Annotated in this window: 14 protein-coding genes; 4 read left to right on the top strand and 10 right to left on the bottom strand. The window is 68.8% G+C overall.

Annotated elements, in window-relative coordinates:
- The 5 genes from AWC30_RS10430 to AWC30_RS10410 are packed head-to-tail and all read right to left on the bottom strand — an operon-like array spanning position 1 to position 5,054.
- The gene (locus AWC30_RS10430; RefSeq protein ID WP_085110126.1) at positions 1–612 is read right to left on the bottom strand and encodes a TetR/AcrR family transcriptional regulator; all 612 of its coding nucleotides are present in this window, start codon (positions 610–612) and stop codon (positions 1–3) included.
- Positions 613–617: 5 nt separating this feature from the next.
- Positions 618–1,523, bottom strand: coding sequence for a hydroxymethylglutaryl-CoA lyase (locus tag AWC30_RS10425; RefSeq protein WP_085110125.1), 906 nt, complete (start codon positions 1,521–1,523; stop codon positions 618–620).
- Complete coding sequence (locus AWC30_RS10420) at positions 1,520–2,722, bottom strand: CaiB/BaiF CoA transferase family protein (RefSeq protein ID WP_085110124.1); 1,203 nt, start codon at positions 2,720–2,722, stop codon at positions 1,520–1,522. Before AWC30_RS10420 ends, AWC30_RS10425 begins: the two co-directional genes overlap by 4 nt.
- The gene (locus AWC30_RS10415; protein ID WP_085110123.1) at positions 2,719–3,912 is read right to left on the bottom strand and encodes an alpha/beta hydrolase family protein; all 1,194 of its coding nucleotides are present in this window, start codon (positions 3,910–3,912) and stop codon (positions 2,719–2,721) included. Before AWC30_RS10415 ends, AWC30_RS10420 begins: the two co-directional genes overlap by 4 nt.
- A gap of 41 nt (positions 3,913–3,953) precedes the next feature.
- Positions 3,954–5,054, bottom strand: coding sequence for a homogentisate 1,2-dioxygenase (locus AWC30_RS10410; protein ID WP_085110122.1), 1,101 nt, complete (start codon positions 5,052–5,054; stop codon positions 3,954–3,956).
- 126 nt (positions 5,055–5,180) lie between these two features.
- Between AWC30_RS10410 and AWC30_RS10405 the strand changes: the two genes are divergently transcribed.
- Both AWC30_RS10405 and AWC30_RS10400 read left to right on the top strand, forming a co-directional pair.
- Positions 5,181–5,411 (top strand): type II toxin-antitoxin system Phd/YefM family antitoxin, encoded by a 231-nt coding sequence (locus AWC30_RS10405; RefSeq protein WP_085110121.1) that lies wholly within the window; start codon positions 5,181–5,183, stop codon positions 5,409–5,411.
- Positions 5,408–5,791 carry a type II toxin-antitoxin system VapC family toxin gene (locus AWC30_RS10400; protein WP_085110120.1) on the top strand — a complete coding sequence of 128 codons (384 nt, stop codon included), beginning with the start codon at positions 5,408–5,410 and terminating at the stop codon, positions 5,789–5,791. The genes AWC30_RS10405 and AWC30_RS10400 overlap by 4 nt, the downstream gene beginning before the upstream one ends.
- 37 nt (positions 5,792–5,828) lie before the next feature.
- On the opposite strand, the gene AWC30_RS10395 is transcribed toward AWC30_RS10400, so the two are convergent.
- From AWC30_RS10395 to hisN, 3 genes are all read right to left on the bottom strand, one after another.
- On the bottom strand, positions 5,829–7,037 hold the full coding sequence (locus AWC30_RS10395; protein ID WP_085110119.1) for an acyl-CoA dehydrogenase family protein: 1,209 nt from the start codon (positions 7,035–7,037) through the stop codon (positions 5,829–5,831).
- Positions 7,038–7,080: 43 nt separating this feature from the next.
- The gene (locus tag AWC30_RS10390) at positions 7,081–8,481 is read right to left on the bottom strand and encodes an acyl-CoA dehydrogenase family protein (protein WP_085110149.1); all 1,401 of its coding nucleotides are present in this window, start codon (positions 8,479–8,481) and stop codon (positions 7,081–7,083) included.
- 135 nt (positions 8,482–8,616) lie between these two features.
- Entirely contained in the window at positions 8,617–9,405 is a 789-nt protein-coding gene (gene hisN / locus AWC30_RS10385; protein ID WP_085110118.1) for a histidinol-phosphatase, read from the bottom strand.
- A 43-nt stretch (positions 9,406–9,448) separates the two neighbouring features.
- On the opposite strand from hisN, the gene AWC30_RS10380 reads away from it, so the two are divergent.
- The gene (locus tag AWC30_RS10380; protein WP_085110117.1) at positions 9,449–9,775 is read left to right on the top strand and encodes a hypothetical protein; all 327 of its coding nucleotides are present in this window, start codon (positions 9,449–9,451) and stop codon (positions 9,773–9,775) included.
- A gap of 106 nt (positions 9,776–9,881) precedes the next feature.
- Positions 9,882–10,916 carry a hypothetical protein gene (locus AWC30_RS10375; protein ID WP_133053681.1) on the top strand — a complete coding sequence of 345 codons (1,035 nt, stop codon included), beginning with the start codon at positions 9,882–9,884 and terminating at the stop codon, positions 10,914–10,916.
- A gap of 31 nt (positions 10,917–10,947) precedes the next feature.
- On the opposite strand, the gene narI is transcribed toward AWC30_RS10375, so the two are convergent.
- Positions 10,948–11,697: a respiratory nitrate reductase subunit gamma gene (narI, locus tag AWC30_RS10370; protein ID WP_234808034.1), complete on the bottom strand. Its 750-nt coding sequence runs from the start codon at positions 11,695–11,697 to the stop codon at positions 10,948–10,950.
- A complete protein-coding gene (narJ, locus tag AWC30_RS10365) occupies positions 11,685–12,335 on the bottom strand; it encodes a nitrate reductase molybdenum cofactor assembly chaperone (protein ID WP_085110115.1) in 651 nt (216 codons plus the stop codon). The genes narI and narJ overlap by 13 nt, the downstream gene beginning before the upstream one ends.
- Positions 12,336–12,343 lie beyond the last annotated feature (8 nt).

Here is a 12,343-nt window from a genome sequence, read left to right as displayed (position 1 = left end):
CTAGAAGCCGTACAGGGTCCTCTTCCAGATGGTGGCCAAGGTGGTGACCGCCTCGGTGTCGGTGATCTCCAAACCCAGTCCGGAGTCGCCGACGAACACGGTGGTGAAGTTCTCGAAGAGCAGCGCGATGGCTGCGGCGACGTGTTCGGGTACCAGGCCCGCGGCGTAGCCCTGCTGCTGGGCGTGGCGCACCGAGGCGGCGACGATGTCCATGCCGAAGTGGCGGAACTCGTTCTGCACCTGCGCGAAACGCTGCTGGGTGGCGGCCAGTTGCGACACCGCGATCATGATCCCGATGTTCTGTTTGAACATGTTCCAGTAGGCGGCGACCACCGAGGTGAAGAACTCGGTGTCCTGGGGTGATTCCGGCAGTCGCAGGTTCAGCCCGGAGGGGGCCACCACGTCGTGCAGAAAGGAGTGGGCCAGGGCGGCGAGCAGGTCTTCCTTGTCGGTGAAGTACCGGTAGAACACGGCCGGGGAGCGGCCGGCTGCCGCGGTGATGTCGGCCAGGGTGGTGCCGTGGAATCCGCTCTCGGCGAAAAGCTTCCGGGCGGCCTGTTCGATAGCGGTTCGGGTTTGACGGCCCTTGGTGCTCAGTTCGCCGGGCGGCACGGCGGCTACTTCCGGATCCGGTCGCCGGCGCGCAGCAGGGCGCTGGGCAGGTCGTGGCCGACCGCCTGCTGGGCGACGCGTGCCGCCTCGATGGCGGCCGCCAACGAGATGCCGGTGTCGATTCCGCTGTCGCCGAGCAGGTACACCAGGTCCTCGGTGGCGATGTTGCCGGTGGCGCCCGGGGCGAACGGGCACCCGCCCAGTCCGCCGGCGGAGGAGTCCAGCCGGGTGACCCCGGCGCTGACCGCCGCGTAGGCGCTGGCCAGCCCGACACCACGGGTGTTGTGGAAGTGCGCGCCCAGCGGCAGCGGACCCAGGGCCGGGCGGACCCGCTCGATCAGGTCGGTCACCCGGCGCGGGGTGGCGGTGCCGATGGTGTCGGCGATCGCGATCCGGTCGACGCCGGAATGCCGTGCCGCCTCGACGATCTCGACGACCCGGTCGGCGGAGGTGGGCCCGGCGAACGGGCAGTCCCAAGCGGTGGCGATGATCACCTCGACGGTGACGTCGGCGTCGTGGGCGATCGCGACGATCTCGGCGATCTGTCCGGTCGCCTCGGCGCTGCTGCGCCCGACGTTGGCCTTGCTGAACTCGTCGGTGGCGGCGACCACGAACTGCACGGTCTGCAGACCGGCGGCCACCGCGCGACGCGCGCCGTTGGGGCTGGCCACCAGCGCGGAGAACGTGATGCCGGGGAAGTGGCGTAACTCGGCGGCCAGGTCGGCGGCGTCGGCCATCGCAGGCACCTTGGTGGGGGAGACGAACGCGGTGGCCTCGATCTCGGTCACCCCGGTGGCGACGATGGCCGACAGCACCTCCAGCTTGGCGGCCAGCGGGATGGGTGCCTCGTTCTGCAGGCCGTCGCGGAGCGCGACCTCGCGGATCGTGACCCGTTCGGGCAGTGGGTTCACAGCGCCCCCTCTCGACGCAGGTCGTCGAGCTGGTCGGCGCTGCGGCCGAGCAGTTCGCCGAACACCTCGTTGTTGTGCTGGCCGGGCCGGGTGGACCCGGCATGCCGGATCGCTCCGGGTGACTCGGAGAGCACCGGCACGATGCCCGGCCCCTTGACATTACGGCCGATCCGCTCGTCGTAGTGGTCGGCGATCATGCCGCGGGCCAGCAGTTGCGGGTCGGCGACGACCTCGGCGACGGTGTTGATCGGCCCGGCGATGACCCCGGCGTCGCTGAGGGTGGCGATGATCTCGGCCGGCTGCCGCGCGGCCGCCCACTCCCCGATGATGCGGTCCAGCTCGTCCTGGTTGCGGCCGCGCGCACCGTGGTCGACGAACCGCGGATCGGTGGCCAACTCCGGGCGACCCATCACCTGGCAGAGCCGGGCGAACACACTGTCCTGGTTCGCGGCGATCACCACCCAGGAGCCGTCGGCGGAGCGGTAGATGTTCGACGGTGCGATGCCCTCCAACCGGGTGCCCGACGGGCCGCGCACCACCCCGCCGACGTCGTAGTCGGGGATGGTGGATTCCTGGATGGCCAGACAGGATTCGGTCAACGCGACGTCGACGACCTGGCCTTCGCCGGTGACAGTGCGCCGGTAGAGGGCGGCCAGTGCCCCCTGGGCGGCGAACATGCCGGCCAGGCTGTCGCCGAGGGACAGCGCCAGCCGTGGCGGCGGTCCGCCGGGGAAGCCGTTCATGTGCCGCAGGCCGCTGGCGGCCTCGGCGACCGAGGCGTAGCCGGCCTTGGTGGCGTCGGGCCCGGTCTGGCCGTACCCGGAGACCCGGACCAGGATGATGCCCGGGTTGTGTTCGCGCAGCACCTCGTAGCCGAGGTCCCATTTCTCCAGCGTGCCGGGCCGGAAGTTCTCCACGATCACATCGGATCTGCCGACCAGTTCCAAGAACAGCTCCCGGCCCCGCGGGTTGCGCAGGTCGAGGGTGGCGGCCTTCTTGTTGCGGGCGTGGACGGTCCAGAAGAAGTGCTCGCCGTCGAGTTCGGCCTGCCCCCAGGTGCGCAGCGGGTCGGGTTTGCCGGGCAGCTCGATCTTGATCACCTCGGCGCCCATGTCGCCGAGCAGCCGCCCGGCGAACGGACCGGAGATCAGGGTGCCCAGTTCGAGGACGCGCACCCCGTCGAGGGCGCCTGCACTCATGCCGACCCGCTCCCGGTGAAGCCGTGGCGCTGCAGCCAGTCGCTGACCACGGCGACGGCCTGGCGCAGGGTGTCGCGCTGGTCGGGCCCGGCGTAGTAGTGGTTGGCGCCGGGGATCTCGTGCATCTCCTTGTCCGGGTGGGTGATCGCGTCGAACATCCGCCGGGTGTGGCTGGGGGTGCAGGCGTCGTCGGCGAGGTTGCCGATGACCAGGGCGGGCACGGCGAGGTCGCGGCCGCACTCCAAGCTGTCGCCGTTGGCGTCGTCGTAGCTCCACTGGGACAGCCAGCTGCGCAGCGAGCAGAACCGCGCCAACCCGATCGGGCTCATGTTCACCACCCGAGGATCCCCCAGATAGCACATTCCCGGGGTGCGTTCGTTGGGGTCGACGGTCGGGTCCAGCCAGCGCGGGTCGGCCATGGTGCCGTGGACCACGAAGCCGAACTCCTCGTCGCCGCGTCCGGCGGCTTTCAGTTCGGCGAGTTTGTCCTTGACCCACGCGGTGATCCTGCGGTTGCGGGCGATCTGCGCGGCCCGGTAACGCTCCAGGAATTCCGGTGTGTAGGGCGGCTGGTTGGGGTTGTCGGGGTTGTAGAGGTCGAGTTCCGGGTCGCGTTTGGTCGGGTCGGTCTCGTCGAGGATGGCGGCGTCGAGCCATTCGGTCAGGGTGCCGTGCCGGCTGATGTGGGCGGCCAACAACATGATCCCGTCGGCCGGGATGAGGCCGAGCTTGGTCAGGTCGGGGCCGTCGCCGGAGGGGCTGGCGGTCACGGTCGGGTTCTGGGCCTGCTGTTGGTAGAACATCGACAGCGAGCCGCCGCCGCTCCAGCCGGCCAGCACCACCTTGGTGTAGCCGAGCCGGTTCTTGGCGTCCTTGATCGCCTCGCCGAGGTCCTGGACCACCTTCTCCATCAGCAGTGCGGAGTCGGTGCCGCGGAACCGGCTGTTGCAGTAGATGACGTGGTGGCCGGCGCGGGCCAGGCCGTTCATCATCGGCAGATAGGCGCCGCCACCGATCGGGTGCATGAACATCAGCACCGTGTCGGACGGTTTGTCTTTGGGTTTGAGCAGATAGCTCTCCAGCACCACCAGTTCGGCGACGCCGCCGTAGACGTCACGGACATCCGAATCGTTCTGGTAGGCCACCAGATACGGGATACGTTCGTAGTCGTGTTTGACGGCGGTGGTCATACGCCTGGCCTCCTGGTTGCTGGGTGGGTTGCTGGATGCGGTCAGGCGTGCTGACCGAGATCGGCGGCGAGGACCTCCGGAGACGGGGTCAGTCGACGGCGGGTGTCGACGGCGATGACCTGCCAGTCGACCCGGTTGAAGTCGTCGAACTTGCGCCTGGCGCGTTCGCGGGCCTTTTCCGGGGCGCCGTGGTGCACTCCCTGCGGGGCGTGGGACAGCAGCCCGGGCGGCATCGGGATGCCGTAGAGGGTGCCGCCGTGGAAGAAGGCGATCTCGTCGTAGTCGACGTTGCGGTGGTACCAGGGGGTCCGTTCGGTGCCGGGCACCCCCTCGGCGGGCTTGGGCAGGAAGTTCATCACGACAACGCCGGTGGCCTGCATGAACAGGTGCACGGTGGGCGGTAGGTGCACCGAATCGGAGGTGATCACGTGGTAGTCGGCGATGTTGAAGGTGAACGGGAAGTTGTCGCCGCGCCAGCCCTCGACGTCGAGCGGGTGGTGACCGTAGTGCAGGGTGGTCGGCCCGCCCTCGTGGATCAGCCGGACCTGGTGCTCACCGGTGTCGTCGGCGTCGTCGCCGCGCGGGGTCGGTTCGGGGATGGTCACCACGCCCGGGTCGAACGGGAAGTGCCTGCCGAGCGGCCCCGCCGGCGGCACCCGGAACTCGTCGGTGGCCTGCACCATCAGCAGGGTGGTCTGTTCGTCGGGCACCTGCCGCCAGGTGGTGGCCTTGGGCAGGTACACCCAGTCGCCGGGGCGGTAGGTCAGCGGACCGAACTCGGTTTCCAGGGTGCCGGTGCCGGCGTGGACGAAGCAGAGCAGATCCCCGTCGACGTAGCGGATGAAGAACGGCATCGGCGCGGTGCGCCGGGACAGCGAGATCCGGCAGTCCGGGTTGGCGAACAGCAGCAGTGGGTCACCGGCCGGGTCCTCGGCGTCGGTGGGGGAGAGCTGGTCGCTGAGCACGTCGATCGGGCGCAGCGGTCCCTCGGCGCGGTAGGCGGTGGGGTCGTTGCGCCGGAACAGGCTCGCGGTCCGGCCGGTGAATCCGCCGCGGCCGAGTTCGTCGTCCTTCAGCCCGTCGAGGTCGGCGTGCACCCGCCGTGGGGTGCGGCCTTTACGCAGGTGGACGAACGATTCCATAGCTGCCTCCCGGGAGCACGCGACACGAAACTAAAAGTGACATTACTTTTTGTTTTGGGTCGGCGCAAGGGGTGATGCAATCGAATTGGCTTAGCTCAACTAGACTAAGTCCGCTACGCTAGCGGTATGTCGACGGTCAACATCCACGACGCCAAGACTCGGCTCTCGCAGCTGTTGGCCCGGGTGGAGCAGGGCGAGACGATCACGATCGCGCGGGCCGGCAAGCCGGTCGCCGACTTGGTCCCGCACGCGCGGACCGACGTCGTTTTCGGTGGTCTGGCGGGTCGAATCGGCTACGACGCCGACCATTTCGACGACCTCGACAGCGCCGTCAATGAGTTGTTCGGCATCCGGTGAGCGGTCTGCTGCTTGATACGCACGTGGTGCTGTGGTTGCTCGATGACAGTTCTCGCCTGGGGGCTGCTGCCCGGGAACGGATCTCAGCCAGCACAGCGGTGTACGTCTCCGCGGCGAGCACCTGGGAACTCGCGACCAAAGCGGCGACCGGCAAGCTCGCGCTACCCGATGACTTCAGCGACGCAATCGAGCGATCCGGCCTGCGTGAACTGCCGGTGACCCACCGCCACACGTTCGCCTGCGACCTCGCCGCGTTGCCGCACCGGGACCCCTTCGACGCCCTGCTGGTCGCCCAGGCCGCGGTGGAGCGGCTCGCGCTGCTCACCGCCGACGCCAAGTTGCTGTCGGCGTTGCCCGACGCGATCGACGCTCGGCAGTGAGTTCAACGCCGGCAGCGGGCTTCTGGGGAGGGCGAAGCTATTTCAGCTCCGCCGAAGACAGCTCCAGCAGCCGGCGGGCCACCACCAGCTGCTGAATCTGCTGGGTGCCCTCGAAGATGTCGAGGATCTTGGAGTCGCGTGCCCACTTCTCCAACAGCAGCTGCTCGGAGTAGCCGGTGGTCCCAGCCATCTCCACCGACTTCAGCGTGATGTCGGTGCCGACCCGGGCCGCCTTGGCCTTGGCCATCGACGCCTCTTTGGAGTTCGGGATGTTGTTGTCGGCCTGCCACGCCGAGCGCAGGGTGAGCAGGTAGCCGGACTCCCAATCGGCTTCCATCCGCAGGAATTCCGCGGCGGCGGCGCTCTGGGCGTGGGAGGGCTTGTCGTAGCTGATCTCCACCCCGGCGTCGGTCAACAGCTTGCGCAGCTCCTCCAGGGCGGCCCGGCCGACCCCGACCGCCATCGCGGCCACGATCGGGCGGGTGCTGTCGAAGGTCTCCATCACCCCGGAGAAACTCTTCTCGGTGTTGATCTCCGGGCTGCCGAGCAGGTTGTCCTTGGGGATGCGGGCGTTGTCGAACCGGATCACCGCGGTGTCGGAAGCCTTGATGCCCAGCTTCTTCTCCAGCCGCTCCACGGTCACGCCGGGATGCTCGCGGGGAACGATGAACGACTTGATCGCGGCGCGGCCCTTGGAGCGGTCCAGGCTCGCCCAGACCACGATGTGGCTGGCCCGCGACCCGGCCGTGACGAAGATCTTCTCGCCGTTGATGACGTATTCGTCGCCGTCGAGGGTGGCGGTGGTGGTGACCGCCGCGGAGTCGGAACCGAAGCTGGGTTCGGTGATCGCCATCGCGGCCCACACCTTGCCCAGGCGCTCCAGCTGCTCGTCGGTGGCCACCCCGGAGATCGCCGCGTTACCCAGCCCCTGATAGGGCACGCTCAGCAGCAGACCGACGTCGCCCCAACTGATTTCGAGTGCGTTGACCAACGCGGACATGTTGGCGCCGTTGCGGTTCTGGCCGGTGTCCTCGGCGTCCCGGAACGCTTCGGCGCCGGCCATCGCGAACGCGCCGGCCTCCGAGACGCCCTCGAACAGGTCGGCCAGGGTGTCCAGCTCGACGGGGTAGGCATGCTCGGCGAGGTCGTACTTGCGCGAGATCGGCCGCAGCATCTCCGCGGCGCCCTGGTGCGCCTTCTCGATGACACTCTGCAGCTTGCGGGGGAGTTCCAGATTGATTGCCATGGGAGTTCTTTCCGTTCGAAAGGAAGGTCGGGGAGGGGCGGGGTCAGATCAGCACGACGCCTTCGGCGACGCCGATCGCCCGCAGGTCGCGGTACCAGCGCTCGACCGGGTGTTCCTTGATGTAGCCGTGCCCGCCGAGCAGCTGCACGCCGTCCAACCCGATCTGCATGCTCTTGTCGGTGCCCAGCCGCTTGGCCAGGGCCGCCTCCCGGCCGAACGACAGGCCCTGGTCGGCGCGCGAGGCCCCGCGCCAGGTGATCATCCGCAGCCCGTCGAGTTCGATGGCGATGTTGGCGCACATGAACGCCACCGCCTGCCGGTTGGCGATCGGCTCGCCGAACGCCTCCCGCTCCTTGACGTAGGGGATCACGTAGTCGAGCACCGCATGGCTGGTGCCGACGGCCAGGGCGGCCCAGCCCAGCCGGGACAACGCCAGCGCCTCGGAGTAGTCCTCGTCGGTGGCCTCGTCCTCACCGAGGCGGGCCGACAGCGGCACCCGCACCCCGTCGAGCTCCACCTGACCCAGAGCGGCGGCCCGCAGGCCCATCGACGGGTCGGCCTTGACACTGAGTCCTTCGCTGGAGGATTCGACGAGGAACAGCGCCGGCTTGCCGTTGAACTGGGCGGCGATGATGAACAGTTCGGCGTCGGCGGCCGCGGGGACCAGCGATTTGACCCCGTCGAGCCGGTAGCCGCTGGGGGTGCGCACCGCGGTGGTCTTGAGCATGGTCGGGTCGAACAGCGGCTGCGGTTCGGCGATCGCGACGCACGCCTGCGGGACGTTCTCGCCGGCGAATTCCTTGAGGTAGGTGGCCTGCTGGCCGGCCGAGCCCCAGTGGGTCAGTGCGGCCGCCACCCCGCCGGGGGCCAGGATCGGCAGGGCCAGGCCCATGTCGCCGTAGCCGAGTGCCTCGGCCACCAGGACGTTGGTGACGCTGGAGCGGTGTTCGGCGATGCCGTCGAAGTCCTCGGGGATGTTGACCGCGGTGATGCCGAGTTCGGCGGCCTTGCCGATCAGCTCCGGCGGGTAGCCGGCCGCCTCGTCGGCGTCGAGCGCGGCCGGGCGGATCACCTCGGCGGCGAACTCCTTGACCGTGTCGAGGATCATCTGCTGGTCCTCGTCGGGGGTCAGGTCGAAGTAACCCTTGTCGCCGGCGGACTTGAGCCGGGTCGGGCCGCCGGTGAGGCCCTGTACCCGCTTGAACTGGCGGCTGGTGGCGCCGGCGACCGAGAACGTCTGCTTGATGCCGTAGCGCAGCGCCCGGTTCAGCGGGTCACGCAGGTTGTACTTGTCCAGGAACCCCTGGCCGACGATCGGGGTGATGACGGCCAACCCGACGTCGGTGAGGGTGCGCTTGTGTCGGCCCAGGCCGACGGCGCTCTGGTGGCCGTTCTTGCGGCGGCGCCGCCGGGTGCCGGTGGTCTGCGGTGCGGTGTTGGTCATCGACAGCCTCACGTCATGAAGGTGGAAGGGCGGACAGGACGAAGTCCGCTAAACCGTATCTTACTCCGGAGTAAGATACGGTGCGCGTGTAACGCAACTCACACGACGGAGGCCCGGTGGCCGACCCGTGATCGGCTATCTGAGCTGGTCGAGGACTCGCGTGTGCAGCGGCCCGTTGGTCGCCACCGCGCTGCCACCGTGCGGTCCGGCGGACCCGGCCAGGTCGGTGAACGTTCCGCCGGCCTCGCGCACCAGCACGTCGAGGGCGGCCAGATCCCACAGCGACACCTCCGGTTCGGCGGCGATGTCCACCGCGCCCTCGGCCAGCAGGCAGTACGACCAGAAGTCGCCGTAACCGCGGACCCGCCACACGGCGTCGGTCAACGCCAGGAAGTGGTCGCGGATGCCGCGGTCGGCCCAGCCGGACAGGCTGGAGAACGCCAGGCTGGCCGCGGACAACTCGGTGACCGCCGACACCGCGATGCGCCGCGGTGCACCCGTGCCGACCGCGGTGTGCGCGCCGGAGCCGGTGGCGGCCCACCAGCGCCGGCCCAGGGCGGGCGCGCTGACCACACCGACCGTCGGCACCCCGTCGCCCAGGAGCGCGATCAGCGTGGCCCACACCGGCACGCCGCGAACGAAGTTCTTGGTGCCGTCGATCGGGTCGATCACCCACTGGCGTCCGGCGAATTCGGCGGTGCCACCGAACTCCTCGCCGAGGACCGCGTCGTCGGGCCGCTCGCGGGCCAGCTCGTCGCGCACCGCCTCCTCCACGGCGCGGTCGGCGTCGGTGACCGGGGTGAGATCCGGTTTGGTGTCCACGCGCAGGTCCTGGGCGCCGAAGCGCGCCAGTGTCAGCTTGTCGGCGTGGTCGGCCAGGCGCAGCGCCAGGGTCAGGTCCGGGTTCAGCGCGTCGTCGGTCATTCGGTGTGGCTCCTCGGGATCGCCGCGGTCCTACCATGGCGGGATGTGGGACTTCTGGGTGCTCTTGTTGATTATCGCGACGATCGCAGTGGTGGCCGCACCCTGGCTGATCAAACGCCGGCCGAGCGCCGACGCGGTGGAGGGGACACTGCTGATCACCGGGGTCAGCCCGCGACCCGATGTCCCCGGTGAGCAGTACGTCACCGTCACCGGCGTGATCAACGGCCCGACGCTCAACGAGCACGTCGTGTATCAGCGGATGGCCGTCGACGTCGAGGACTGGCCGAAGATGGGGGAGTTGCGGCCGGTGTTGTACTCGCCGCGCAATCCGGACAAGTGGCACTTCGTCGTCGCGGGGACGGACGATTAGCGAGTCCCCGCGGTCCGTGCCGTCGCGGCCGGATCCGGCTACCGGGCTTCCGCGTCCGCCGCATGCGCCGAGTCACTATGCGCCTGCGATCGAGTCGCGTCGGCCGTTGGGCAAGATCCTTCGTCCGTTGCCTCCGGAGGCGGTGTGGGGCCCGCCGTTGGAATGGGATGTGGGATCGGCCAGGGATGGTCGTGGGGAGGCGGCCTGGGTCGCGGTCATTTTCGGGGCCTTCCTCGCGATCGGCATGATCCGATGGGACGGTCCGACCCGCGATGCCGTCATTTTCGCGTTGGTTGCCATCCCGTTCATCGCGTTGGTGTGTTGGTTTTTCTATGTCTCGGGTTCGCGTCGTTGGCTGGTTGCGGGGGCGCGATGGCTGCAAAAAGACAATGCGTGGGTGAGTCTGTATGAGCTGACAGACGTCACGATCAGCGCCGGCGGGGGCGGCCAGGTTTTCACGTTGGTCGACGGTTCCGGGCGCACGCTGTCGAGCCTGAATGTGCGGCAACTGCAGCGGCACCAGCTGATGTGGGATCTGGTGTACAACGGGATGCTGTACAGCGCGGTGTACGGCCAGTTGCGGCCGGCCGCGAGTGTGCAGCGGTTCTTTTCGCTGCCGACGGGACCGGTGGCGCCGATGCGGTCGATCGAGGATTTCGCCCGGATCGGCGACGGCGGCCGTCCAGTCGGGGCGGAGCAGGTCGCCGACGGCGACGAGGTGAACGTCAAGCGGCGCGGGGCAAATCTCCAATTCGCCCTTCTGGGCGGGATGGCGATGTTTTTCGGGCTGGTCGGACTGGTGTTGATCCCCGAGCCGGAGCTTCGACCGGGCAGTTTGTTCCTGATCCCACTGTCGCTGGTCCTGACGATCTGGACGGCAATGGGTTACTACGTGCGCTATGACCGGGGGCCGCTGTCGAGGAACAAGAAGGGCGAGTTGCGCCGGGTTCCGCAGACGCCGGTGATCATCGTCTCCGGCCTCTTATTGATGCTCGGCGGGGCGTTCGTCCTCGCCGACAACGCGTTTGTGGGGCTGGCGATTTTCGGCGGCGGGTTGGCGGCTGCGATCGGGCAGATGAGGCGTGCGCTGGCCGCCCGGCGTGAAAGGCGCGCACCGGCCGGGCGCCACGCCGCGGAGTGACCGAAGACGCGGCGAGGATCCAGCCGAGAATCTAGTACCGCACCCCGATCTTGCGCCACCGCCGCCCGCCGGTACCGGGCTCCTGCGGCAGCCGGGGAGCGCTGTGCCGCATCACGATGTAGGGCCGCCACAGGTACCACAGCGGGTAGCTCCAGGCGTGCACCAGCCGGCTGAACGGCCAGACGATGAAGATCGCCCACGCGGCGATGGCGTGCACCCGATACATCAACGGCGCGTCCACGATCACCCCCACGTTGGGGTGCAGATGGAACAAGCTGCGAAACCACACCCCGACGGTGTCGCGGTACTCGTAGTGCGAGGTGTCCTGGATGCCCAACGTCAGGTAGATGCCCAGCAACACGATGATCCCCAGCAGGATCAACGCCAGATAGTCGACGGCACTGGTGGTGGCCCGCACCCGCGGTACCGAGGTGCGCCGGTAGGTCAGCAGGCCCCCACCGACGAGCACCCCGATCGCCGCGGCCGATCCGGCGATCGCCGAGACGTCCTGGTAGAAGGTTTCGGGGATACCGATGCGGTCGGTGAACGATTTGGGGATCAAGATGCCCATCACGTGCCCGGCGATCGCCGCCAGCGCCGAGTAATGGAACAGCGGCGCACCCCATTTCAGCAGCCGCTGCTCCTGCAGTTGGGTGGAACGGCTGGTCCAGCCGAACTGGTCGTAGCGCCACCGCCAGATGTGTCCCACGATGAACACGGCGATGGCGACGTAGGGCAGGATCACCCACCACCACAGCTCCCAGGTGCTTATATGCGGCATTGATCGGCTCCCAGCTCGGAGGTCGGTGCGGCGCCGTATCCGGCGAGGTAGTCCGGGGGCGCGAACGGCTCCAGTCCGACGTCCTCGGCGGGCGGCCCGGACTCCCACGCGCTGCGCACCTGGGACAGCTCGTAGCGGCCCAGCCTGGGCAGCCCGGCGGTGACCGCGGCGACCACGTCGGCGTAGGGCGACTCGGCCTTGCACAGCCCGCGGTGCAGCAACTCCAGGTCGGTGCGGTGACTGGTCAGCAGGCGCACGCCGCGCGGGCAGAGCGCCGCGAAATCCAGCACCATCGGCAGATAGTCGGGCAGTTCGTCCTCGTCGGGAACGAATCCGGCGTCACGGTAGGCGGCCTTGACGACCACCATCGCCATGCCCCGCTTGCGGGTGTCGCCGTAGCGGTAGTAGGTCAGATACAACGCACAGCGGCGGCGCAGGTCGAACGTCTCGACATAATGCTTGGCGACCTCCTCCGGCTCGGTGGTGCGCAACCAGCCCAGGAACCGCGCGAAGGCCTGCCGCGCGCTCTTGGGTCCGGCGCCCGCGGCGAACGCGTCGAGCTCGTCCAGCCCGTCGAAGAGTGCGGCGGTCGGGTACTGCAGCAGCACCGATGCCAGCTTGGCGGTGGCGGTGTTCATCGCGGTGA

This window comes from Mycolicibacillus trivialis, assembly GCF_002102395.1.
In the GTDB taxonomy this organism is placed as follows: domain Bacteria; phylum Actinomycetota; class Actinomycetes; order Mycobacteriales; family Mycobacteriaceae; genus Mycobacterium; species Mycobacterium triviale.
Note: the sequence above shows the minus strand (reverse complement) of the source record. Positions and strands in the feature narration are given on the sequence as shown.

Coding starts and splice junctions, on each gene's coding strand:
- AWC30_RS10420 (WP_085110124.1), bottom strand. CDS start 2,722: ATGAGTGCAGGCGCCCTCGACGGGGTGCGCGTCCTCGAACTGGGCACC.
- AWC30_RS10415 (WP_085110123.1), bottom strand. CDS start 3,912: ATGACCACCGCCGTCAAACACGACTACGAACGTATCCCGTATCTGGTG.
- AWC30_RS10410 (WP_085110122.1), bottom strand. CDS start 5,054: ATGGAATCGTTCGTCCACCTGCGTAAAGGCCGCACCCCACGGCGGGTG.
- AWC30_RS10405 (WP_085110121.1), top strand. CDS start 5,181: ATGTCGACGGTCAACATCCACGACGCCAAGACTCGGCTCTCGCAGCTG.
- AWC30_RS10395 (WP_085110119.1), bottom strand. CDS start 7,037: ATGGCAATCAATCTGGAACTCCCCCGCAAGCTGCAGAGTGTCATCGAG.
- AWC30_RS10390 (WP_085110149.1), bottom strand. CDS start 8,481: ATGACCAACACCGCACCGCAGACCACCGGCACCCGGCGGCGCCGCCGC.
- hisN (WP_085110118.1), bottom strand. CDS start 9,405: ATGACCGACGACGCGCTGAACCCGGACCTGACCCTGGCGCTGCGCCTG.
- AWC30_RS10380 (WP_085110117.1), top strand. CDS start 9,449: ATGTGGGACTTCTGGGTGCTCTTGTTGATTATCGCGACGATCGCAGTG.
- narI (WP_234808034.1), bottom strand. CDS start 11,697: ATGCCGCATATAAGCACCTGGGAGCTGTGGTGGTGGGTGATCCTGCCC.
- narJ (WP_085110115.1), bottom strand. CDS start 12,335: ATGAACACCGCCACCGCCAAGCTGGCATCGGTGCTGCTGCAGTACCCG.